General features: G+C 55.7%; 18 protein-coding genes and 1 pseudogene. All 19 read left to right on the top strand.

Annotated elements, in window-relative coordinates; translation table 11 throughout:
• Positions 1-206: 206 nt before the first annotated feature.
• Positions 207-1,256 (top strand): Gfo/Idh/MocA family protein, encoded by a 1,050-nt coding sequence (locus LQ952_RS10745; protein ID WP_238622649.1) that lies wholly within the window; start codon positions 207-209, stop codon positions 1,254-1,256.
• 52 nt (positions 1,257-1,308) lie between these two features.
• Positions 1,309-1,887, top strand: a complete 579-nt coding sequence (locus tag LQ952_RS10750) for an acyltransferase (protein ID WP_200177133.1) — start codon at positions 1,309-1,311, stop codon at positions 1,885-1,887.
• 16 nt (positions 1,888-1,903) lie between these two features.
• The gene (locus LQ952_RS10755; protein ID WP_200177134.1) at positions 1,904-2,191 is read left to right on the top strand and encodes a hypothetical protein; all 288 of its coding nucleotides are present in this window, start codon (positions 1,904-1,906) and stop codon (positions 2,189-2,191) included.
• Positions 2,184-3,794 (top strand): aminotransferase class I/II-fold pyridoxal phosphate-dependent enzyme, encoded by a 1,611-nt coding sequence (locus LQ952_RS10760; protein WP_347402072.1) that lies wholly within the window; start codon positions 2,184-2,186, stop codon positions 3,792-3,794. The genes LQ952_RS10755 and LQ952_RS10760 overlap by 8 nt, the downstream gene beginning before the upstream one ends.
• A gap of 231 nt (positions 3,795-4,025) precedes the next feature.
• On the top strand, positions 4,026-5,321 hold the full coding sequence (locus tag LQ952_RS10765) for a lipopolysaccharide biosynthesis protein (protein ID WP_238622650.1): 1,296 nt from the start codon (positions 4,026-4,028) through the stop codon (positions 5,319-5,321).
• Positions 5,314-6,585: a UDP-N-acetylglucosamine 1-carboxyvinyltransferase gene (locus LQ952_RS10770; protein ID WP_200177137.1), complete on the top strand. Its 1,272-nt coding sequence runs from the start codon at positions 5,314-5,316 to the stop codon at positions 6,583-6,585. Before LQ952_RS10765 ends, LQ952_RS10770 begins: the two co-directional genes overlap by 8 nt.
• Positions 6,573-7,553 carry a UDP-N-acetylmuramate dehydrogenase gene (murB, locus tag LQ952_RS10775; RefSeq protein ID WP_238622651.1) on the top strand — a complete coding sequence of 327 codons (981 nt, stop codon included), beginning with the start codon at positions 6,573-6,575 and terminating at the stop codon, positions 7,551-7,553. Before LQ952_RS10770 ends, murB begins: the two co-directional genes overlap by 13 nt.
• Positions 7,554-7,771: 218 nt before the next feature.
• A complete protein-coding gene (locus LQ952_RS10780; protein ID WP_200177139.1) occupies positions 7,772-8,932 on the top strand; it encodes a glycosyltransferase family 4 protein in 1,161 nt (386 codons plus the stop codon).
• A gap of 24 nt (positions 8,933-8,956) precedes the next feature.
• Entirely contained in the window at positions 8,957-10,243 is a 1,287-nt protein-coding gene (locus tag LQ952_RS10785; protein ID WP_238622652.1) for an O-antigen ligase family protein, read from the top strand.
• 367 nt (positions 10,244-10,610) lie between these two features.
• Positions 10,611-11,294: pseudogene (locus LQ952_RS16050) on the top strand (CapA family protein).
• Positions 11,295-11,871: 577 nt separating this feature from the next.
• A complete protein-coding gene (locus tag LQ952_RS10790; RefSeq protein WP_200177142.1) occupies positions 11,872-13,425 on the top strand; it encodes a hypothetical protein in 1,554 nt (517 codons plus the stop codon).
• Between the two features lie 150 nt (positions 13,426-13,575).
• Positions 13,576-14,676: an ATP-grasp domain-containing protein gene (locus LQ952_RS10795; protein ID WP_200177143.1), complete on the top strand. Its 1,101-nt coding sequence runs from the start codon at positions 13,576-13,578 to the stop codon at positions 14,674-14,676.
• Positions 14,673-17,006: a glycosyltransferase family 4 protein gene (locus LQ952_RS10800; RefSeq protein WP_200177144.1), complete on the top strand. Its 2,334-nt coding sequence runs from the start codon at positions 14,673-14,675 to the stop codon at positions 17,004-17,006. The genes LQ952_RS10795 and LQ952_RS10800 overlap by 4 nt, the downstream gene beginning before the upstream one ends.
• A complete protein-coding gene (locus LQ952_RS10805) occupies positions 17,003-18,190 on the top strand; it encodes a glycosyltransferase (RefSeq protein ID WP_200177145.1) in 1,188 nt (395 codons plus the stop codon). The genes LQ952_RS10800 and LQ952_RS10805 overlap by 4 nt, the downstream gene beginning before the upstream one ends.
• Positions 18,191-18,195: 5 nt before the next feature.
• The gene (locus LQ952_RS10810) at positions 18,196-18,903 is read left to right on the top strand and encodes a class I SAM-dependent methyltransferase (protein WP_200177146.1); all 708 of its coding nucleotides are present in this window, start codon (positions 18,196-18,198) and stop codon (positions 18,901-18,903) included.
• 311 nt (positions 18,904-19,214) lie between these two features.
• Positions 19,215-20,423, top strand: coding sequence for a polysaccharide deacetylase family protein (locus LQ952_RS10815; RefSeq protein WP_238622653.1), 1,209 nt, complete (start codon positions 19,215-19,217; stop codon positions 20,421-20,423).
• The gene (locus LQ952_RS10820) at positions 20,423-22,264 is read left to right on the top strand and encodes a polysaccharide deacetylase family protein (RefSeq protein WP_238622654.1); all 1,842 of its coding nucleotides are present in this window, start codon (positions 20,423-20,425) and stop codon (positions 22,262-22,264) included. Before LQ952_RS10815 ends, LQ952_RS10820 begins: the two co-directional genes overlap by 1 nt.
• A gap of 161 nt (positions 22,265-22,425) precedes the next feature.
• Complete coding sequence (locus tag LQ952_RS10825; RefSeq protein WP_238622655.1) at positions 22,426-23,649, top strand: carboxylate--amine ligase; 1,224 nt, start codon at positions 22,426-22,428, stop codon at positions 23,647-23,649.
• 4 nt (positions 23,650-23,653) lie between these two features.
• The coding region (locus tag LQ952_RS10830; protein WP_238622656.1) for a glycosyltransferase at positions 23,654-23,966 on the top strand (313 nt) is incomplete at its 3' end.

Raw genomic sequence — 23,966 nt, forward strand, 5'->3', positions numbered from 1 at the left:
CTGCTCACCCCCAAGGGCCTCACGGAAAAGCTGCACATCACCCGCGCCTTCCTGGCGCGAAAGCAAAAGGAATGCGAGGCGATTCAGCGGGAGATCGAGGTGTTGAAAAAAGAGCTGGGGGAAGACGTGAAAACCGAGCCACGCGAACCCGCTCAACCGCGCAAGCCAGGGCGCTGAAGCAACCTCCCACCCCACAGGGAAGACCCATGTTCCCCATCATCAAGAACCGCAAAATCCGTATCGCCGTCATCGGCTGCGGACGTATTTCCAAAAACCACTTCGGTGCCATTCAGGAACACACCGAAGACATGGAACTCTGCGCGGTCTGCGACACCGCCCCGCAAACCCTCAAGGCCCACCAGGAAACCCACCAGGTGCCCGGGTATGCCCGCATGCAAGACCTGCTCACCGAAGAAAAACCCGACCTGGTCGCCCTCTGCAGCCCCAGCGGACTGCACCCGGAACAAACCATCCTCGCCGCCCGGCACGGCGTGAACGTCATGACCGAAAAACCCATGGCCACCCGCTGGCAGGACGGCGTGCGCATGGTCAAGGCCTGTGACGAGGCCGGGGTCTATCTCTTCGTGGTCAAGCAGAACCGCCGCAACGCCACCCTGCAACTGCTCAAGCGCGCCGTGATGGAAAAACGCTTCGGTCGCATCCACATGGTCCACCTCAACGTCTTCTGGGCACGACCCCAGTCCTACTACGACCAGCACAAATGGCGTGGCACCTGGGAGTTCGACGGCGGCGCCTTCATGAACCAGGCCAGCCACTATGTGGACCTGCTCGACTGGCTCATCGGCCCGGTGGACAAGGTCCAGGCCATGGTCAGCACCACCCGCGACATCGAAGTGGAAGACACCGGCGTGCTCAACGTGCGCTGGCGCAACGGCGCCCTGGGCTCCATGAGCGTGACCATGCTCACCTATCCCAAAAACCTCGAAGGCTCCATCACCATCCTGGGTGAAAAAGGCTCGGTCCGTGTCGGCGGCGTCGCCGTCAACGACATCCAGCTCTGGGACTTCGACGAACCCCGGGACTACGACGAGCAGATCAAAAACGCCAACTACGAAACCACCTCGGTCTACGGCTTCGGGCATCCGCTCTACTACAAGAACGTCATCGACAGCCTTCGCGGCGACGCAAAACCCGAAACCGATGGACGCGAAGGCCTCAAATCACTGGAAGTGCTCATCGCCGCCTACCTCTCGGCCCGCGATGGCAAGACAGTCTCCCTGCCGCTAGAGTACTGAAAGGGCAGGGCACACCGGCCCTCGAACAAGACACCCCACTCCCGGGCGGATCATGCACGACATCACCATTCACCCCACCGCCATCATCGACGAAGGCGCACGCATCGGCCCCGGCACCCGCATCTGGCACTGGGTCCACGTCTGCGGCGGGGCCGTCATCGGTCAGGCCTGCTCCCTGGGGCAGAACGTCTTCGTGGGCAACCGCGTGGTCATCGGCAACAACGTCAAGATCCAGAACAACGTCTCCGTCTACGACGACGTCACCCTGGAAGACGACGTGTTCTGCGGCCCCAGCATGGTGTTCACCAACGTCTACAACCCACGCTCGGCCGTCCCCCGCAAAGACGAATACCGCCCCACGCGGGTCAGGCGCGGCGCCACCCTTGGGGCCAACTGCACCATCGTGTGCGGGGTCACCATCGGCGAACACGCCTTCATCGGCGCCGGCGCCGTGATCAACAAGGACGTGAAACCCTACGCCCTCATGGTGGGCGTACCCGCCCGGCAGATCGGCTGGATGAGCGAACACGGCGAACAACTCGACCTGCCGCTGCAAGGCGAAGCCACCGCAGAGTGTCCTGCCACCGGTACGTGCTACACCCTCCGGGGCACCACCCTCAGCCGCGCATGAAACACGAGAACGAACCATGCAACTTGACGCCATCTACCGCGCAGGGCGTATCCACTTCACCACCCCGGTGCGCCTGAAACCACACGATATCCGAGTCCGCATCGACATCCCCGATGAAGAGATCGAATCGATGCCACAACCCCCAAAGGCCCCGCAGGCCACCCCTTCCGGCTTCATCGAAGAGCTCAAGGCCATCCAGGCCCCCATCCGCGATCTATTGCAATCGCCGCAGAACACCTCATTGAGCAAGGAAGAACGCCGGGAACTCCGCGCAGAGGCCTGGGAGGAAAAGCGTCGTGGCTGAGTGGCATTACATCCTTGATGTCAGCGTCATCATCGACATGTGGCTGGATCCTGAGATCGATACGAACACCACCACCCAACTGCTCGATCAGGCACAGGAAGGACATGTCACCCTGTGGCTCTGCGCCAGCTCACTCCCAACGCTGGAGTACGTGACGCGAAGACGCCTTAAAACCCTCGGCGCCCAGCCCGAGCAGGCCCGAGACATCGTTCGGCAACTGATGGCCCAATTGCTGAAAAGCGTCAACATCAGCACTGTACCGGGGTTTGAGCAACACAGCCTGTATCTCGAGGCCCGGGATGTCGAAGACGCACAGATCGCCATCAGCGCCCGCAGCCTGCATGGGGCCCAGGTGGCCATTGTCACCCTCGCCGACACCTTCGACACGCTGGGAGAATGCGAGGCCATCGCGCCCAAGGAGGCACTGGCCCGACTCCGAAAGACTCCCGAGGCCGACGCTAGCCCCCTGGCCTTCATCGACCTGGCCGCCCAGCAGCGCCGCATCCGCCCTGAACTGGAAAGGCGCATCGAGTCCGTGCTGCGTCACGGCCAATACATCATGGGCCCCGAAGTCCGTGAACTGGAAGACCGCCTGGCCGACTACGTGGGCGTGCCCCACTGCATCACTGCCAGCAGCGGCACCGACACCCTGCTGATCGCCATGATGGCCCTGGGGATCGGCCCCGGCGACGAAGTGATCACCACCCCGTTCACCTTCATCGCCACCGGCGAGATGATCGCCCTGCTGGGCGCCACCCCCGTGTTCGTGGACATCGACCCACGCACCTACAACATCGACCCCGACCAGATCGAAGCCGCCATCACGCCCAACACCCGGGCCATCATGCCCGTGAGCCTGTATGGCCAGTGCGCCGACCTCGACGCCATCAACGCCATCGCCGAAAAACACGGCCTGCCGGTGATCGAGGACGGCGCCCAATCCTTTGGCGCCACCTACAAGGGCCGCCGCTCCTGCGGGCTGTCCACCATCGGCTCCACCAGCTTCTTCCCCAGCAAACCCCTGGGGGGCTACGGCGACGGCGGTGCCCTGTTCACCCATGACGATCACCTGGCCAAAGCCATGCGCGAGATCCGCGTCCACGGCCAGGACCGGCGCTATCACCACCCCCGCATCGGCCTCAATGGCCGCATGGACACCCTGCAAGCCGCCATCGTACTGGCCAAGCTGGACCGGTTCCCCCAGGAAGTGGAAGCCCGCGCCCGACTGGGTGAGCGCTACAACAGGCTGTTTCAGGAGCGGCTGGGAGACCGCGTCGTCGTCCCACATATCGCCCCCCACAACACCAGCGTGTTCGCCCAGTACACCCTCCAGGTGGAACACCGGGAAGCGGTGCAGGAAGCCCTCAAGGCCCGGGGCACCCCCACCGCCGTCCACTATCCCGTACCCCTCCATCACCAGCCCGCCTTCACCACGGGCCAGGCCCGCTGCCCGGCACAGGGCCTGCCGGTCTCTGAACGCATCAGTCAACGGGTGATCAGCCTGCCGATGCATCCCATGCTGGGGGAGGGGGAGCAGATGCGGATCGTGGGAACAGTGGAAGAGGCGTGTAAATTGAGATCCTTGGAGTATTGCTGTCGATAGTCCACAAGAGCTTAAGGAATCCCGCGAAGCCAGAGGCGACCCTTGCACAAACGGAGCGCACTCCGTATTCCTGATATCTATGCTCTTCCGTGACCTCATTCTTGAGCTGAGTCATGCATCGGGGCGACAAGCTTCTTCGGATATCGTGTCTGCTCGGGCAAACGGATCCGGAAGCAGAGCGACCACAATATGACTAGACAACCTCGGGCTTAAACCTGTGTGCCTTGCACTTTGAAACTCTCCACCTTAACCACTCGCTTCCTCGGCAACCGCGACACCGCCGCCGTCTTCCGCGGTATGGCTACCCTCGCCTTGGGCAGCGGACTCGCGCGCGTAATTGGCATCGCTTCGATTCCGATCCTCACGCGCCTCTACACGCCCGAGGACTTCGGCGTGATGGCGGTATTTACCGCCTTGATTGCGTTGATGGCGCCACTGCTGACACTCCGCTACATCCTGGCGGTACCGCTACCCCGGCACGATGGCCTTGCAATGAACTTGATGGTGCTCTCTGCCGGGCTGATGCTGGTCACCGGAACACTGCTCGCGATCGGACTCGCGTTTTTTGCGGAGCCCATGCTCGCGTTGATGTCGATGGAGGTCCTCGCACCCTGGTGGTGGTTGATCGTCCTCGGCCTGATTGGCTCTGGAACCTACGAGATGCTGTCGCTCTGGGCCACGAGGCGCCGGGCTTACAAGGTCATTGCCTACACGAACGTTACTCAAAGTGCCGCAGGCGCGTTGGTGAAGGTTTCGTTCGGTTTTTTTGGTGCCTGGCCGATCGGGTTGCTGATCGGCCAGGTAGTGGCTAAGAGCGGTGGGATCGGGACGCTTCTGAGGCACTTTTGGGCTGAGTTCCGAGCGAACTGGCGGCATGTTCGCCGTTCCCGTTTGGAGCGCGTTGCGGTCCGTCATCGGGGGTTTCCAATTTATCGGTTACCATCCCAAGTCCTGCTCGTCTTCTCTGCCCAGGCACCGGTTCTCTTTATTGCCACGCTTTATGATGCTGAAACCACGGGCCAGTTCGGCCTGGCTATGGCGGCCATTGGGCTTCCACTCGGCCTCCTAGGGCAAACGACAGCCAAAGCGTTCTATGCGGAGGCTGCGAACATTGGCCGCCGCAGAGGTGAGGAGATTCGGCAGCTTACCATCGCCGTGCTCAAACGCCTTGCGTTCTTCGCTGCGGTACCGACGATAATCCTACTCGTCTTTGGTCCGGAACTGTTTAGGATAGTATTCGGGGGAAATTGGGAGCTAGCTGGGGTCTTCGCCTCGATTCTGGCTATTTATCTATTTTTCCAGTTTATACAAACACCTGTCGCTCACCTGTTTTACATCTTCGAGCGACAAAGAAGCCTGTTGGTTCTGAATGTGCAACGGGTCATTCTTGTTCTCATGCTGTTCGCTGCCGCCGGGTACTTGGATTGGTCTCCCGTTCTTGCAATCACAGCCTACGCCGTGCTTTTGTCCTTGCATTACATGGTGACGGTGTTTTGGGCACTTGGCATAATCAAAAAAAATGAGTGAAAACGCGGGTACTTTGAAAGTTGCCGGGCAATCGCGTCTCTACGGCCATGTGTCCATCGCTGGGGCAAAGAATTCTGCGCTGAGATTACTGGCGGCAAGTCTCCTTACGTCTGGCCGAGTCACCTTGCGAAATTACCCCGCGTCGCTGCTCGACGCCCAAATTCACGTCGACATGCTCCGGCGCCTCGGAAAGGTTTGTAAGTCGCGGGGTGAGGATGGCATTACCATCTCGGAGCAAGATACGCTGCGAACGCGACTTGAATGGGAAGCGCGTTCGATCCGCAACACGCTCCTCATCCTGGGCGCATTGACGACGCGCTTTGGAGCGGGCGCGGTACCTCTTCCGGGCGGTTGCAAGCTTGGTGATCGGAGTCACGATCTACACGTCATGCTGCTCGAACGGCTAGGGGCGCGGGTATGGGAAGAGGATGAGATGCTCTTGGCAGAGGCACCGAAGGGTGGTCTCGTGGGCACCGACATCCACCTGCCGATCCGCTCCACGGGTGCAACAGAGAATGCCATTCTCTCAGCGACTTTGGCCTGTGGGGTTACCCGGATTTGGAACCCGCATATTCGCCCGGAAATCCTTGATCTGATCGCACTCCTGAGACGCATGGGAGCGAAGATCCGCGTATTCGGGCAGGAGCACGTCGAGGTGACCGGGGTGGAAGATTTGGCGGGTGCCGAGCACCGCGTGATGGCCGATAACATGGAGGCGATCACCTGGCTGGCGGCGGCCGTGATCACCGATGGTGACGTCGAAATCCGGGATTTTCCGTATCGTGACCTCGAGGTGGTGTTGGCGCATCTTCGGGCAGCAGGAGCCCGTCTGTATCCCGGAGACGACTCCCTGATCGTACGGGGCGGTGCCTGTTATCCAATAGAGATCAGCACCGGACCCCACCCGGGGATCAATTCCGACGTCCAGCCCATCCTGGCCGCATGGGCCGCAAAGGCGCGGGGCGAGTCGCGAATCATTGATCTGCGGTTTCCGGGCCGTTACGGCTACGCGGGGGAGATGTCCCGCATGGGTCTGCTATACGAGGTGGCGGGCGATATGCTGAAGATCCAGGGTTCTGGAGGCAGACTCAACGGCGCGACGGTTCGTGCGCTTGACCTGCGTGCCGGTGCCGCGCTTGCGCTCTGCGGGTTGATCGCAGAAGGCGAGACCGTCATCACCGACGCGTGGCAGATCAGCCGCGGCTATGTTGGCTTTGCGGACAAGTTGCGGAACCTGGGGGCGTCCGTCGAATGGAACGACTGACCGATGCCGACCACAGGGTGCTTTCGGAGATTTGTCCGGGCGGCGTGTTTCGCGACGTGGATCTTGCCCGAATCAGTCGATGGCGAATCGGCGGTCGGGCGGACCTGATCCTCCAGCCGAGTTCCGGTAACCAGGTGGCGGCGCTGCGTCGCTGGTTTCACGAACGTGCGATCCACCACGTGGTCATTGGCATGACCAGCAACCTGCTGTTCGCAGATGAAGGCTTGCACGTGCCGTGCATCCAGATCGGCCCCCGGATGGCGCACATGTCGGTGCGGGGTACGGAAGTCACCGCCGAGGCCGGGGTGTGGGTTCCAGGATTCGCGCGACGACTCATGCACGCTGGCCTAACCGGCGCCGAACACACCTGCGGTATCCCGGGTACGCTCGGCGGATTGGTCTGTATGAACGGGGGTAGTCAGCGCAAGGGAATCGGTACCAACGTCCTGAAAATATATAGCGTCGATGTGGCAGGTCGCGATATCCATCGGGCGGGTGCGGACTGCGAGTTCGCGTATCGCCAATCGGTATATCAAAGCAATGGCGAGATCATTACGGCCGTTTCCTTGCGTTTCGCGCAGGGTGAACGTTCCGCGATTCGTCGGCAAATGCTGCAGATCCTCGCGGACCGCCGCCATAAGTTTCCTCGCAAGGAGCCCAACTGCGGCTCTGTCTTTAAAAGCAACCCAGCTATGTATGCCGACATTGGCCCGCCCGGAGCAGCGATCGAACGGCTCGGATTCAAAGGATTGCGGGTCGGTGGCGCACTCGTTTCGTGCCAGCACGCAAACTTCATCGTCAACAGCGGAAGCGCTCTAGCGCGAGACGTTCTTCAATTGATTGCGCGAATTAGCGTCGAAGTCAAAAGAGCCACAGGCCATCAGATGGAAGCCGAGGCCTGCTATGTGACCACTGAGGGTGTGATCATGCCTGCCGACCAAGTTGTGCAGTCGAAGCAAACTCCTTGACGGCTGACAGTCGGTTCGCCCGCTAGCGGTCATAAGCGCTTCGAAATGCTCTGGGTAGAAAGACTTGGGGGATACTTCCATTCCAAGGCCTGCCTAGTACTACAGGTCACAAGTTTCCCCGTTTCTCCGAACAACCTGATCAGCATCGAAACTGCAGACCTCGAAAGAAAGGAATGATTTCTTCGTTGCCGGAGCCCAGAAAATAAAAGTCCCTTAAAATGATGCGAATACTCTATCTAATTTCAGTCACCAACCATGGTGGCGGAGGTCATCAATATAGCCTCAAAGCGACTGCCGGCTTAATGGCGGAACGCCACCATGTGTTAGCGGCAAGCATTGGACCCAGGCCGTCCAAGGCGCTAAATGGCCTCCCATATTATCGTCATATAGAAGGCGAGCTACCTAGCGTCCGCCTGATTCGGAAAGTGAAAGATATAGTAACGCAAGAGAATATCGAAATCATCCATGCGTTCGACGTCGAAGCATATTGGTATGCGCGGGTCGTCAGTATCTTAACTGGCTCCCGCTTGATGTTTACTCTGTGTGGCGGGCCGACCCCGAAAGGGTATTTCCCCCGCTTTGATAATTTGATTCTTTTCAGCGAAGAAAACAAAAAAGGCCTGACGCAACGGTGTGTAAATGATGCAGGCCTCTACCTAATACCAAATAGGGTGGCAAAGGTAACCCAGGATCATTCTGCGATTGAGAATATTCGAGATAGGTTGCCAAGTTGCGACAAGGTCATCTTGCGTATTGCGCGTTTCGGAACTCATCACTCCCGAAGTATCCTCGGCACCATTAAGTTGGGGGCAATGCTGAAAAATATGGGTGTTAACGTGCACGTTGTCATTATTGGGAATGTTGATCATCTTGAGTGCTATGAAAAAGCCAAAGCGTTGAAGGTAGATAATGCGACCCTGATCACGGAAGAAAAATATACTACTAATGCAGCACGGCTGATTCGTCTTGGTGATATCATTGTAGGAACGGGCCGCGGTGCAATGGAGGCAGCGATGGAGGGAATCCCGGTCTTGGCACCCATCCGTGGGTTGGACGTGCCGGTACTTGCCTCTCCAGAAAGGTTGCACCATTTTCTTAAATATAATTTTTCTGACCGGACAGACCTTGGGGATTTGTCTAAGGATGCTGAGATAAAACGGGTTGCGGATATGTTAGAGAGCCCGGTGTTAATGCGGAACGTTGCAAGTGAAGTTGAAGAGTTCGCGCGAAAGCACTTTGATATACGTTCGGTTCAAGAAAGGTACGACCTTCTTTACGATAAGGCAACGAAATCTTCAGCCTCGTTATTCGATATCGCGCAACAGCTGATCCGGATTACGGTAAGACGATATCGTTTATCCCGCCGCCCAAGACAGTAACTGCTCTTCAGGTGGGGAAACAGAATGGTTAGCAGAATGCCGAATTCCCGGTTTCGGGCCGAGATTCCAGTAAGCTGGATTTATCAGATATCGTGGCTGATTCTGACCGGCGGGTTCCTATTTGTAAGCCGGCTACCAGATCTGCTAGTTATTGGTCAGTATGGCTCCATTGCGTTAGCGCTAGCAGTAGTGGTTTTGTTGGAGAAAAGTGTTTACTGGAAGAATCAGGCCTGGCTCCTATATGTCTCCCTCGTAATCTGGGCCGTAGTCATAGTCCCAATTTCACCGCGGCCCGATCTTGCTTTGTCGGGTGCCTATACGATGCTTGGGATTGCGGTGCTGTGGTATGCGAGCCACAGAATTATCATGAACGTGAGGTCAATCTCGTTTGCGGTAGCGATTTTCCTGGTCGCGTTTTTGGCGCAAGGATCCTACGGGCTGGTATCCGGGGACTTCACAGAGATGGGGATGGCCGAGCAGAGAATTGCTGGAGCATTAGGAAACCCAAATTCGTTTGGCTTTCAGATGCTTTACGGAGCGCTGGGTGCTCTCTTTCTATTGGCATTGAATAGATGGGGGCGGATTCCTGTAACGCTGATCTGGATTATTTTCGGCTTCTTTATACTCATGATGATATTTTCAGGTTCGCGTAAAACAGCCATTGCTGCCGCGATCGTATTAGCGCTGATTTTAGCGCTCGTTCTACGACGCCATTTACAAAATTTGATCTTGGTTATTGTGTTTGGAAGTATCGCGGGCTGGATATTTATGGAACTTGGGGTGATAGGCTTGAGCTTTCTGGAAAGCAATTTCATCCTGCGCGACCGATTCGAGGAGGAACTGTTTGGGCGAGGAGTTGAGGCAAGAAGTCAGATTATTTTTTTGTCGCTCTCCGCAGGACTAAGCCATTTTCCATTTGGCCTTGGTGTGACCGTTATCCAGGATTCCACGATTTATGGGAGAAACCCGCATAATGTATTTGTTGACCTTTTGGTTTCTATGGGCGTGGTCGGACTTGTCCTATGGACTTTGATTCTTTTTCTTACGCTGCGCCTCGCGTTGCGTCTCTATCGTGAAAAAGTAACGCAAAGTGTTGGTGCCGTATATCTCGCGTTTCTGCTCGGATTTATGATCCTCGGTTTAGGATCACATCAATATTATGCTCCGCATACAATGTTCGCATTTATTGTCTTTAATTCTTTGGCGATGCGGGTCAGGAGGGATTGGCTGGCGCAATCAGCGCTACAGCAAAGCTTAGTCGATCGGAAAGGACTACAGTTATACCCCGTAGATTGGCGAAGGGCACCTTAGGATGTTGTGTGGCGCTTATTTTGGCTGCAATGGAGTTTTCCCCTTACTCGCACAGAGCGTCGGTGCTTAGGGAGTTACTGGGGTTCAGATTGACCCCAGAGTATTGTGCTGGTCAAGCGTCTCATCAGGTTCTGAGCTTAGCAGTTGTTCAAAAGGTTTGATAATAAATGAACGCTGCACAATTGGTGGTAGCAGGGGTTCTGGGATTGCTTATGCCGCTCTATTTGGTGTCGAGAGGCAATTCAGAGTAAGTTTATTAAAATCATTGGTTAGTCTGGATGTATTATAAAAAGTCCTTAATCTTGTGGTTGTAGGCGATGTAAATCCGACGCTGCTCCCAGTGCCTGGGGCGCGGATTCCATGGAAAATGGGTGCCTATGTGGTAGGTAACCTAGAGGGAGTCTTCGGTGATGGTCTGCCCACGATCCACAAGACTGGTAAAAGCCGGCTCGCTCCGAGTCGTTTGGTAAATGGGCTTCAATCGCTAGGCCTTGAAGCAGTAACCTTAGCCAATAACCACATGATTGATTTCGGTAGTGCCGATGTTGAATAAACTTTAGCACACTTAGCTAGAGCTAAGATCGAATTCTTTGGTGCCGGCAGTTCAGTGATTGAAGGAATGCAACCCTTGCACATTGAGGTCGGGAATGTGCGACTTGCCCTCATTGGAATGGCGCAGAATGAATTTGGCGCCCCACGAAAAGGTAAGGTAGGAGTAGCGGTCTACAACGAGCGAGATAGCTTACGAGCCATACGAGCTGCCTGGGAGGGCGGTGCCCAAAGAGTTATTGTACTGTTTTATGCTGGTGTGGAGTACGTGCCATTTCCTTCGCCGAATCAGCGAACCCGATGCCAGTTTCTGGTCGAAGCTGGGGCAGATGCTGTCATCTGTCAGCACTCGCATATGGGAGGGCCGATAGAAGATTACAAGTCTGGGTGGAGTCTGTTACGGCCAGGGCGACTTTCTTGCGATCACAGGAAACCCTTCGGTGAGACGATCCCCACTTCCATCCTATGCTATAGAAATCGATTGCACGACTCCTGCGGGTAGATTGGGATATGAAATTGTGCCCTTGGGACGCTTGGACGAAGAGAGCAGTATGCATCTACCGATGAAGGGTAGGGAGCGAGCAAGTGCACTCGGGGAGTTTCGGCGTCTAAACACAATAATTCGAGACGAGGAAGCTTACCGTAGGGAATGGTCCACTATTGTCGAAACACTGGGTGGAACGAAGTTTTCGGAGGTTATGATTGGGAGCCACTGGCTTCGAAGAATAGTCCGACGTTTCCCTTATATGAAGCCCGCAATAAGCACTAAAAGAGCCGCGGAAATACTAAACTTGATTCGGGCAGAAGCGCACCGAGATGTTCTGATTCATTATCGCGAAACGCTATGTCGTGAGAAACAGTGAATGGCTGGGTTTATTCTATACAGGAGGGACTTTTCCGGTCATGTGGAGGCGGCTAGAGATGCATTCTCCCGGAAGAGTCTTCATCTGGGTGCAACCATAGAGCTTGGGTGTTGGCGATTAGCAGCGGCTTGCAAAACGCTTTGTTGCGAAGAAAACGTCCGGACCTCTGTGGATGGGGGCACCGTAGCTGTTTTCGGCAGCCCTTTGTTGCCAGGCTTGAGCTACACGGAAACGCGCAAGCGTCTTCTCGAATCACCAGCTTCTGTGGGTAAAGTTCTAGGCCAGATGCGTGGTCACTACGTAGTTCTAGTCAGTGACGCCTTGGGTATCACGCTTCACCAGGACAGCTTGGGTATTCTGCGGATCTACGGGCTTGACTCCGGCGATTTCTTCGCGTCTTCGTTTTTGGCGACCGCATGGGCGTGTCCCGGCAAGCTTGAATTGAACCAAGTCGCCCTTGGGCAGAAAATTGCTACGGGGGAGATTTTCGGATCAGAGACGCTGTTCAAGCAGGTGGTTCGGTGCGAGCCGGGCCGCATCCCGGGTTCTGCTGGTGCGACACGCGGTGTGGCAATTCGGCGCCCCGAACAGGTAACGATGCCGGAGCGGGGATCAAGTTCACTTGCGGAGTCACTGGACGAGAACGCGGAGCTGCTTGGCTCCAGGTTGATGGAAGCGGAACAGGCGGCCAGCGATGGCGCGGGTCTTCTTGGTGTTTCCGCTGGCTACGACAGCAGGCTGTTGCTGGCAGCTTCAATAAGAGGCGGGTTGAGCATATCTCTCTTTACGCACAACACCATGGGTGTGCACACAAAAGAACATGGTGTCGTGGACAAAATTGGGATGGCTATGGGGTTGGTGCCAGAAAAATACAGTAGCAAGCGCCTCGAGGAACTTGATCGAGAAGAGGTTGAAGCTGTCGCTGATGATTGCTTGCATTTTTTTGACGGTTGCAGCTCACGGCAGCGTGGCGCGCTGCAGGAGACCTTCACGCAGAAATACTACCGTCGTGTATTTTCAGGCCATTCAGTCTTCTTTAATGGGCTTGGGGGGGAAATCTTCCGAAATCATACGGGCACTCGAAATGGAAAGGTGGACGTTCATGATTGGATGGAGCGGCACGTATTCTTTCCTTTTGGACCCGCACTTCTGCGGGATCGAGAGCACTACAAGGTGATACGGCAGAGTATCTGCGAAACGGTGAGTCAACGTCTCGGAATTCAATTCGAAGGCGCCGTTTCTCTAACGGACCTTCGTCGGTTCTATTCGGAAATAAGAGTTCCAGACAGTGATGCAAATATTCTGAATGCGCACAATCAGCTCGTCTACGTGAACGCACCCTTTACTGAAAAAGCCGTGATCGCGGGTGGGTTGGCTGCGACTCCGCATATCGGTCTTGGTGGGGAATACGAAGCCGCATTGATCAAGCGGCTCATGCCTAAATTGGGCGATATTGTCTATAACGACGGCTATGTTCCACGCACAACGAACCTGCAGTACCACCTGCGTAATCATCTCAGAGCGATTGTGCCGGACAGGATGGCAATTAACCGAATTCGAAGACGGTCGCAAGGCGTCCAATATCATGCGGTGGAGGCGTTTGGTAAGCTGAAGAAAATAGCACCGCTGTTTCAAGATATCGAAGAGGTGTTATTAGAAATTCTCCCTGACGACCGTTTTCATCTTGCCCTGTTGCACAATAGTCAGCGTCCTGCAACGCTCTACTTGGGGTTAGTCCTTTTGCATTTCCGAGACCGAATTCGATGGTAATAATATGAATCCTACAGATGGAAGACGGAAGTTGTTTTGGTCTCGCCGTCACTCGTCGGTTACGCCGATTTGGCAAGGTCTTATTCCTAGCCGGGGGGAATCACTAAGTGACAGTGTCTGCGTTCAGTCACCATTTGTCGGGATAAACCGATGAGCCGTCTTGTTCCTGCGTCGTTGGGCGCGTGGATGCGACGTTACGTTCCGATGTTGGAGCGTGATCGGCTGCGCCGTCTGCGAGCGAATCCATTCGTTGATGAACCCAGGCACTATGACGTGCCGGGGTGTCGGGTGCGACTCGGAATATTGGAAGAGGTGTTTCAGTATCACAAACACTATATCGCTGCCTGCCGCGAGATGGGAATCTCATATCGGTTGCTGGACATTTCCCGGAACGACTGGTTGGATGCCATTGGACATGCGGGGTGCGACGCTTTTCTGGCATGGCCATCAGCGAATACGCAGGCTTGGCGAGATGCCTATGACAATCGCCTGCGAATCATGGAGCAGGATCTTGGCCTGTTGGTGTTTCCGACATATCGCGAAACCTGGCTGTTCGAGGATAAATGCCGGCAGCGTGACTGGATGGATGCCAAAGGCGTCCCACACCCTGAAACCGCGCTGTTTTACCATGAGGTGGAAGCGCGGGACTTTGCTGCCAATGTGACGCTTCCAGTGGTGGTGAAGACGCGACTGGGCGCCGCTAGCAGCGGGGTCTGGATCGTTCGGTCGCGGAGTGAATTGCAGCGAATCGTTGCCAGGGCGTTCTCGAGTGGCTTGGTGCCAAGACGGCGGCACAGGTTCATGGCGGAACGGGGTGCCGTACTTATCCAAGAATATCTAGAGGACGTCGATGAATGGCGGCTCGTTCGAATCGGCGAATTGTTCTTTGGGCATCGCAAAGGGCGGCGGGGGAGTTTCCACAGCGGCTCGGGACGGGTGGACTGGACACCACCGGAGGATCGCCACCTTGACCTACTGGAGAAGGTAACGGAGGCCGGCGGATTCTTAAGCATGGATGTCGATGTGTTCGAGACGAGTGATGGACGGTTGCTGGTGAACGAGCTGCAAACCGTGTTTGGAGCTAGTGTGGCGGTAGATCAGGCTCGAGTGAACGGGAAGCGTGGTCGTTTTGTGCGGAACGTGACCAATGCAAGTTGGGTGTTTGAGGAGGGGGATTTTGCGCGCAATGCCTGCGCTAATGCACGCGTCCAAGTGGTTTTGCAGATGCTGGAAGCCCGAGGCCAACGATGACAGTTGCATCCTTCTCGAAGGCTGTGGTGTGCGGTGCTGGGATCAATGCACACACCATTATCCAGAATTTAAGTCGGCTGGGATATGCGGGGAATCTAGTACTGCTCCGTGATGCCTCTGAGCCCCCGGGTTTCGCTGGTATTAATAACCGCGGGGTAGAACAGTGGGCGGTCGCGATTAATGAACCGGAAGAATTGCCGGCGCTCATCGAGGCGCGATACGGAGATTCTGGTCGGGTCGCGGTCTTTTTCACCGACGAGCGTTACCACCCCGCCTTCAAGGCTTGGACCAAAACTCACCCAGAGTCTCCTCTGCACTGTTTTCTGGGTTCAGCCACGCACCTCACAGACATCCTGGACCGTTACCGTTTCTGTCGCTTCATCGAGCAACGCGGATTGGCGAAAGTCCCGCGGACGATTGCTGGCGACGAGGATCCCTTTGCGGCCTTCGGGAACGAATTCATCGTGCGGCCCCGAATGTCGTGGTACGGGGTGGCGCAACGGGAACGCGTCCGAGTCGTTCGGGGGCGCGATGGCTTTCACTCTGTCCTCAAGGATTACGGCTCCCGAGGGCTCGGGCAAGCCGATCTGAGCTTTCAGGAACTGCTGAGTATACGCAACGAAGACAATGTGTCGGTGTGCGGTTGGTTCGGGCCTGACTCTCGGCACCTTTTCTGCACTCGTAAGGTTCTGCAATACCCGCCGGGGACGGGTGGCGGTGATCTCGTCGAGCGCATTTCGCCCCTTGCAGAGCTGATGGAACAGGCCGAGGCGATCCTGAAGGCCATGGCCTACGAAGGACCCTTCGAAATGGAATTCGTGTTCGATGACCAATCCAGAGAGTTCAAGGTGACGGAATTGAACCCTCGGTTCTGGTTGCAGCATGGACTCATCGAAGCTGTTTCCGGTTGCGCTCTGGTGAGCAACTACTTGGGATGGCCATTGCTTGCGCCTTCAGAGAGGGAAAAGCAGTACCGTTATTGGGTCAACCCGTTGTATTCGTTCTATCGTGCCTTTCGATTCGAATTCCGAAGTCTAAGAACGTTGTGGTCTAGGTATGCATGGCGGCCCTTCGGAATCCGGGAAGCAACACATTATGCGCGGTGCTATACCCGGCAGCAGTGGTCAGGGCTAAGGAGCAATATTTTTGGGGTGTTCACAGTGAAAGAGCAAATCTCGCGAGCGAAGACCAAGGCCTCCGCGAAAAAGAAAGAAGCGCGGGTTCCCTGGGTGTGCCAGCTTGCGAGTGGCCATAATCCCGAAGACGAACGCATTCTACATCGGATGGCTCGCACGGCCTTGGATTGCGGGTACAGGAGTTCTTTTGTTGTCCCGCATGAAAAAGGGTCAACTCAGCATGGGGTGACCTTGGTTCCATGCCCAAAAATGCCCAAAAGAGGTTCGAAATGGCGGCGATGGACCGCGTTCCTACCAATCCTTTGGTGGGCGATGAGGAGTCGAGTGGATCTCTTCCAAATTCATGACCCAGATCTGATCCCCCCTGGGCTATTGCTGAAGCTTTTCGGGCGACGGGTGATCTATGACGTTCACGACGACTATCAAGCAAGCCTCCAGGACCGCTTGCGACGGAAGCCATGGCTTGTCGGATGGTTCCCTTCGTTCTGGTGGTGGTTCGAGCGAAATGCGGCTAGGGCGTTCGACGGGGTTATCGTAGCCGATCGCCATCTGGCGAATAAGTTCGGGCATTGTCACCCGGTGATTCTGGGCAATTATCCTCGTCTGGACTTCACGGCTCCGGCAGATCCGGAGGTAACAGAAACATTCAACCTGATTTACGTTGGGGGAGTTACCCGGGAACGCGGTTTGGGTATGGCGTTGGATGCTCTGAAACAATTGCCGATGCCTGAGTTACGTTTGCATGTGATCGGTACCGGCCGTGATCAGGAACTGTTAGATGCGTTGCGTGCAGAGCCGCGTGTGATTCTTCATGGGCGGATACCATGGACGCGATTACATGAATTTTATACGCATGCCCACGTCGGACTTGCACTATATCAGCCGCTGGCTGGCTTTCTCTATTATCCCGGAGAGAATGCGGTTAAGGTTATCGAGTATATGGCGGCGAGAATTCCAGTTCTATGTTCGGATTTTCCAGGATTGAGAGCTTTCGTCGCGGACGCTGGATGTGGATTGGTTGTGACGCCGGATGACCCTGAAGCGATCGCTCAAAAAATCTCAGAACTATTTTATGATGAAGCGCTTAGGTTACGGTTAGGTAGGAAGGGAAGGGAACTTTTCGAGACCGAATACAATTGGGACAAGCATGCCGGGAAGCTGGTGGATCTCTATGAGAGAGTGCTCAGTCCATGAATCTGATATCCACTCACCCAGTCCGGCATCTGGTCATCGTTTGCTCAAACTATCCCGCACCCTGGGCACCGACGAATGGGACGTTTGTGCAGCAACTGGTACACGCAGTCGCTAGGCAGGGTGTGCGATGTTCTGTCATTCACCCAGTTCCGATCCACGAGGCGATACGGCAGGTGCGCTTTCACGAACGCGAGACGCTGGATGTAGGCAACGGAATTGTGGTTGAGGTTTTTCGGCCACGTTACATTTCAGTGTCGGCTCGAGAGGGTTTTGCTTTCATGGGCCGGTTGAGCCCTTCGTTTGTGACACTGAATCGGTTTACGGCCGCCGTTCGAAGGGTGATTAGTCATGAGGGACTGAAGCCTGACGCTATTTATGGACATTTTCTTTACCTGTCGGGAGCTGCGGCGATCAGGGTTGGTGAGGAGTTGGGTATCGATGCTTTCCCAGGTGTCGGAGAGGGAGAGATGTGGACGGTCAGGCAATTCGGCTGGGAGCACGCCCGTCGTTTCTTGCCAAAAGCTACAGCATTTATTGCAAACTCAACGGCGTTGAAGAGAATCTTGGTCTCTGAACTTTACCTCTCTTCGGCCCTAATCGAAGTGTTTCCTAACGGAACAGACCTCAATAGCTTTTATCCGCGCGATCGCGCTATAGCACGAGAGCGGTTTGGACTTCCCAAAGACCAGTTTTTGGTGGGGGCAGTGGGTAACTTTCTTGAGAAAAAGGGAATCGTTCGCGTGGGACAGGCGATTGATGGGTTGGAGGGGGTGGCAGGGGTGTTTGCTGGCTCCGGACCGGTTCCGCCCCAAGCATCGAACACTGCGTTTTGTGGGCGTGTCCCACACAATCAGCTACCAGACCTGCTTTCTGCATGCGATGTCTTCGCCCTTCCCACAGTTATCGAAGGCTCGTGCAATGCACTGATCGAGGCGATGGCCTGTGGATTACCGATCATCAGTTCAATTGGTGAATTCAATGATGATGTCCTGGACGAGACGATGTCGATCCGGATTGACCCGTGGGACGTCTCGGCACTTCGGGGGGCGATCATGAGCCTTAGAGATGATCCACAGCGTCGGAAGGCTATGGCGGATGCAGCAGTGAGGCGCTCGAGGGAATTCGACGTCGATCAAAGGGCGAGGCGGATATTGAACTTTATGGGAGCGCGCCTGCGTGGATGATGCCGATGAATCAGAAAATGACCTACAGTGAACGCATCCTAAAAGGAGGGCGTTTCGTATCCTGGCAGCGATTTGCTCGCTTTCGGGCGGCTTCGGATGCCATTAGCCGGCATGCCGCAGAGGGAATGCGGCGAGATCTCTTGGATATTGGGGCCGCAGATGGCATTGGGCTTCCGTTTTGGAAGCCTTTGGTTGAGCGTGTGGTCAGCATTAATTACTACGAAAACCACACGCTGGAATTTCAGGCGGCCCACCCCGGGGAAGAAGTCATTACCGCAGACGCGCGGGATCTGGGTTTGCCTGATGCATCCTTCGACGTAGTGGTCTCGTTTGAGACGCTCCATCTGATACCCGAGAGGCGGCTTGATGCGATCGCGGAGATTCATCGCGTGCTGCGGCCAGGGGGGGTATTGGTTTGCTCGGTACCGATCGAGATTGGCTATCCAGCACTGATGAAATTCGTTGCTCGAGGTGTAACCGGATTCGGGCTCGACGGAATGAATTTCGGCATGGCGCTGCGTCATGCGTTCTCGGGTTGGACAGACGTCAGCCAGTATGACCAAGGAAGGCAGGTTGGTTTTGACGCCTATCACTTCCTTAAAGATGCCACTCGGTGGTTTGAGATTATTGAGACTAAATCGATTCCTCTGGCAGTTCTGATGCCTTTCAATCTCCTGTTCGTGGCGCGGCGCAAGGATACCCTCGAGCGATGAGTAGGGATTACATTCATTGGCCGCAGAATCCCTCCTTCGCCCTTTTTCTCTTTCGCGATCTCGATCAGATCCACGGCCGTGCGCGAGATGTTCCGCATTCTCACGGATGTGAGTCATATAATATACGCAGGGTTGCGACTCAGGGCGAGCAGGGGAATATCCGGCTTGCAACAACGCGAATCTTGCGTGACCTGATGCGCCCGAGGCCTATAGGGAATGATGTGAAAACGATCCTGGAAATCGAGGCGCAGCACGGCTCCCGTTAAATTTCTTTCAGGCGTGTCTTGAAACGGGATGCGCCCGAGCCCAATGTGTCGCTGGCCTTTCGCTTTCTCTGCTGGGAACAGACTGTTTCAGAGTCGGCAAGACAGATGGAGCAGCCAATTCTGCAGCTAGCACGCTGGCCAGCCGGGCGTCGGTTTGCAACGCAGCTTTCGCATGATATTGACCAAATTCACGACCGCGAGCTTTTCCGCTGGCTAGGTGATATCAATCACCTGCGTCGCCACATTACCAGTGGGGAGCGCGCCCACCCCAGACAATGCATCCGTCGGATTCTGCGTCCTGCTTTTCGGCCACGAGACCCGTTCGGACAGTTCGAATCGATCCGTCGTATCGAAGGCAAACACGGATGGCGTTCAACGTTTTTCCTGTTGGAAGACAAGTACTGGGGTCGCTTGGGTGGCCGATTCAATTGGGAGGATCCGGTGTTCAGGCGCATAAGCGAATTCCTGCTTTCGGAAGGCTGCGAGTTAGGTATTCATGGCAGTGCCTATGAGCACGTCAACCCTGCTTGGTGGGATGCCAAGGTATCGCGGTTTCGACAACTCTACGGCTGCGCCCCGCTCGGCTCGCGCAACCACTATCTTACCCTGGATGTGCCGGAGAGCTGGCGTGTTCAGGCTACTGGCGGACTGATCTATGACTCTACTTTCGGGCACCCGGCCCGGCTCGGGTCTCCAGGCGGCTTCTGCTTCCCCTTTGCAGTTCCGGGGCTCAAGGCCCGAGACGGGCGTGATTTCATTCAGCAACCGCTAAGCATCATGGATACCACCTTGTTTCGATACCAGAATCTTGACTACCAGGGGGCAATGGAAGCGTCCCTTAAGGTTTTGGAGCAAGTACGCGACACTGGAGGCTTGGCCACGTTGCTATGGCATAACAATTTCTTCAATGAGGAAGAGTACATCGAGTGGGAGCAGACCTATGCGGACCTGCTGTCCTGGCTGGCTGAAGAGGGTGCGTGGGTGACGACAGGTGCTGATATTGCCAAGTGGTGGCGCGCGCGTGCTGGAGTGCGGATCGAGCGCAAGATTGACGAATGCGGCAAAACCTTATGGATTGTGACGGCTGGCGAGCCTATCGATGACCTGGTGTTGATGGCACATGGTCTGGCGCCTGGGCAATGCCTGATCAGTGAAGCAGCCACGATCGCGTCGGTGCGTGACGAAGCCCCGTTAGTGACATTTTCCCACTTGGCGCCAGGCCAGCAGGCCATCTGTCGGGTCGTTCAATCGTGATGTCCGTGGTGCTGACAGCGCTGACTGTACTGGGTGGCTTTGCCATGCTTGGCTTCTTGCTGGACAAGTGCTACTTCCTCGCCCCGACTCGGTTGGGTTGGCTATTCTACTATCCCAGCGTGGTTTACGAGACCATCGAAAAGCGCCTCGGCATTGCACGGCCGCTCCAGGACGCGAGCTATTTGTTGATCGGCGTCGGGAGTCTGTGGCTAGGTTGGAACGCAGGGTTTGCTGTGGTCATGGCGGTGGCCGCCGGGCTGGCCTGGGCTTGGGCACTTTACACGGATCTATGCTGGAGGGCCGATGTGCCGGCACAACAGCATTCGGGGCTGTCTAGGGCGCCGTTTCCCGTGCCGCGTTTGATCTTGCGGATCCAAGGTCCTGTCTTGGAAAGAGGGGCGAGCAGCTATCGGCTGGGTGCTTGGCCAGTTGGCCTTCGCCAGAGATTCAGCCTGTTCATCCTCAACCCGACGGCAGTGCATCCACAGGTGGGTATGGATGTATTGATCGAGTCGGGAACAGAGTCTGTAATTGTTCATGCCGATCTAGCCGCCGTCAATTCGGCTCCAGCGCCGGGCGGGCTGATCGAGATTCCCTTCGAGCTCGAAGCCGTAGCGGCATCTACTAGGCAGGTCAACGTCAAGGTTCGTGCGGTCCACGCCGATTTCAACTGGGAACGCACGCTAAATTTAGATTGCATTCCAGCCGCAGATTCAATTTCCATTGCATCGGCCAACATCAATCGCTGGAAGTGGGGTTCCAGTGCCGCTTTTTGCTGGCGCGGTGATCACGACCTCCAAGATCCAGCTACCTTTCAGTCCACCGAAGGCTTGCGAAAGGCGCTGGGGCTGGCTGCGCGCTACTATTTTCCCACTACCGTGATGTTGTCGGCGCGACTCAGCCTCGTAGAAGGAGAACACCGCGCCTTTTGCGAGCACTTTGGCTGGGACAGAAAATCCGAGGATATTCCAGAATTCATAGAGTTCTTGAAACAGGAAGTGGATACTCGATCGGAGCAGGAATTTCCGACCGCAAACAACCGACCCTTTTCGGCCGAGATCGGCAATCACCAATATTTGCACTACAAGACTCATGCTGCCGCCGCAGCCGGCAATGATTGGAAGTCACACGCCTGTCCGGGTGATGGGAAATACGACTGGATGAAACAGTATCCGTGCAGTTCCTTCGAAGAGCAGCGCGATAACATGCTCAAGTGCGCCGAGGTGATGGAAGAGACCATCGGTGTGCGGCCTTCAAGTTTCACAATTCCCAGTGACTACTGGGACAGCGATACGGCCCGAGCGGTGGAAGCAGCGGGAATTGAGGTGAGCAACGACACCGATACTAAAAAGCTTCATAAGTTACTTTTCTTTCCACGCGAGCATCACCCAAAGGGTTGTGAGCGACTGGTTGAGATCACGCGTGTGCTTCCTAAGGATCCAGCAACTGCGGCACACGTAGCCCAGCTGAAATTCTGGCTAGCCTTTGCCCGGCGCAACCGCCGTGCCATGACCTTCCTGGCACATCATCACCTGCTGATGTACCAGGGTAATGCTTGTTATAACCTGACCGGTGAACTGCTGCGCCATGTACTGGCGGACACCGAAGGCGATGTCTGGTGTGGCACGTTGACGAGTATCGGTCGCTACTGGCGAGATGTGCTTAGCGACAAGACTCGATGCATTACGATTTACAAGGATACCAGTAGTGTGATAGTGCGCAATGATGGAGCTCGTGAACTGGTAGCCCTTCCGCTAGTAATCGAGTTACAAGGCGGATGTAAGCTGATGCGCATAGTGACTATTCCTGCATATGGTGAAACTCGGATTACATTATCATGAATAACCTCCCCCCCCCCCGCCTCGCATTATTAACCCGGCAACCATTCATATCTGTATCGCTTGCTGTAAATTACTGATTTTTTAAAGATTAAAAACGAAGCAAATTGATTTGTTTGATTGCCGGGCTAATATGTTGACCAATGGCATAATTGAGTATTCTCATGGAAAATAAAAGCAAGGTGTTGGTGACAGCTGGCGAAAACAAGTCAGCTCTTGCCTGCGTCAGGGCACTAGCCGATCGAGGCATCACGGTGCATGTGTCGGCGCATTCTCGGTTAGCCATTGCCCGTTGGAGCCGCAAGGGCTCGCAGACTCACACGCTACCTGACCCTAGAGAGGATGGTAGGGCCTTTTGTAAAGCACTTGTTGAACTGCAACAACGTTATCATTTCCATGCCATTCTCCTCGTGTGCGACTATGAGATTAGCGCGTGGCTGGAGCATTCCCATACACTGGATAGTCATGACTGTGTAAATGAGGTGATTGCGATACCGGGTAAGGAATCTTTTCGAATTGCTAGGGACAAGAGTATGACCATTCGCGCTGCGATTTCTGCTGGTGTTGCCTGTCCCGCAACGTGGTTCCCGGAAGACCACCCCCTTGAAGAGATTGCAAGACAGGTGAGCTATCCTTTGTTGGTCAAGCCCAACGTCAGCGAAGGGGCACGTGGCATCACGCTGGTGGAGCGACCAGAAGACCTCCAGACTACGTTGCGTGAGGTTGAGGCGCGTTGGGGGCCGTGCCATCTACAGGAGTATGTTCCGTCCGGTGGCGCCCAGTACAAGGCAGATGTCGTCGTTGACCGGAACGGAAAGCAACACGCGCTGTTTGTCTGCCGCAAGCTGCGCTATTACCCTGTTTCTGGTGGCTCGAGCACTTTAATCGTGTCGGAGCATCATGCTGGGATCGAGGATTCGGTGCGCCGGCTGGTCGATCAGATGGATTGGTATGGGTTTGCCGACTTCGATTTCATCGTCGACCCACGCGACGGCGAAGCGAAGTTGATGGAGTGCAATCCCAGATTTCCGGAATCGCTCTCGGTGAATATTTTCGCTGGCGCCGATTTTCCCTGGCTCATGTACAACTTGATCCGGCATGGCAAGGTGCCAGAAGAGCCCGATTGGATCGAAGGGCGCTATGCGCGCTTCTTGGTCGGAGATATTTTGTGGTTTCTGGGTTCGCGGGAGCGCTGGCGGGCAGACCCCGGTTTCTTCCGTTTTTTCGATCGTAATCAGACCTACTACGTAGAGCGCCTTTCCGACCCTGGCCCTACGCTCTGCTACACGATAGAAGTGGTCCAAACGCTACTGTCGCCACGGCGTATGGCTTATCGTTTTGGCCGCGGATTGCGCCAGCGGGCACAAAATTCATCGGTGGATCGTTGATCTCATGCGTCTGGTCTACTTTTATCAGTTCTTCACCGGCCCGAACGCCCCTGGACCTGGCCAACCGCGAGCCTTGGTTGACCAGCTTGGAAGAGAGGGTCACCAGGTTGACGTGATCGCGTGCGACTTCAACGTCTATAACGAACAAGACGAAGCGCCGGAAGAATGTCAGTATCCCTCGGGCGGGTCTGTCCGGGTGCATCGATTGCCAGCGCCACGCAATCTGCGAGCTAGCCTGCGTAACCGGCTACAAACTTATCTGGTGTTTTCCTGGCGCGCGTGGCGGTTCAGCCGGCAATTGCCAAGACCAGACGTGG

Origin of the sequence: Ectothiorhodospira lacustris, from assembly GCF_022227785.1 — a bacterium.
Classification (GTDB): domain Bacteria; phylum Pseudomonadota; class Gammaproteobacteria; order Ectothiorhodospirales; family Ectothiorhodospiraceae; genus Ectothiorhodospira; species Ectothiorhodospira lacustris.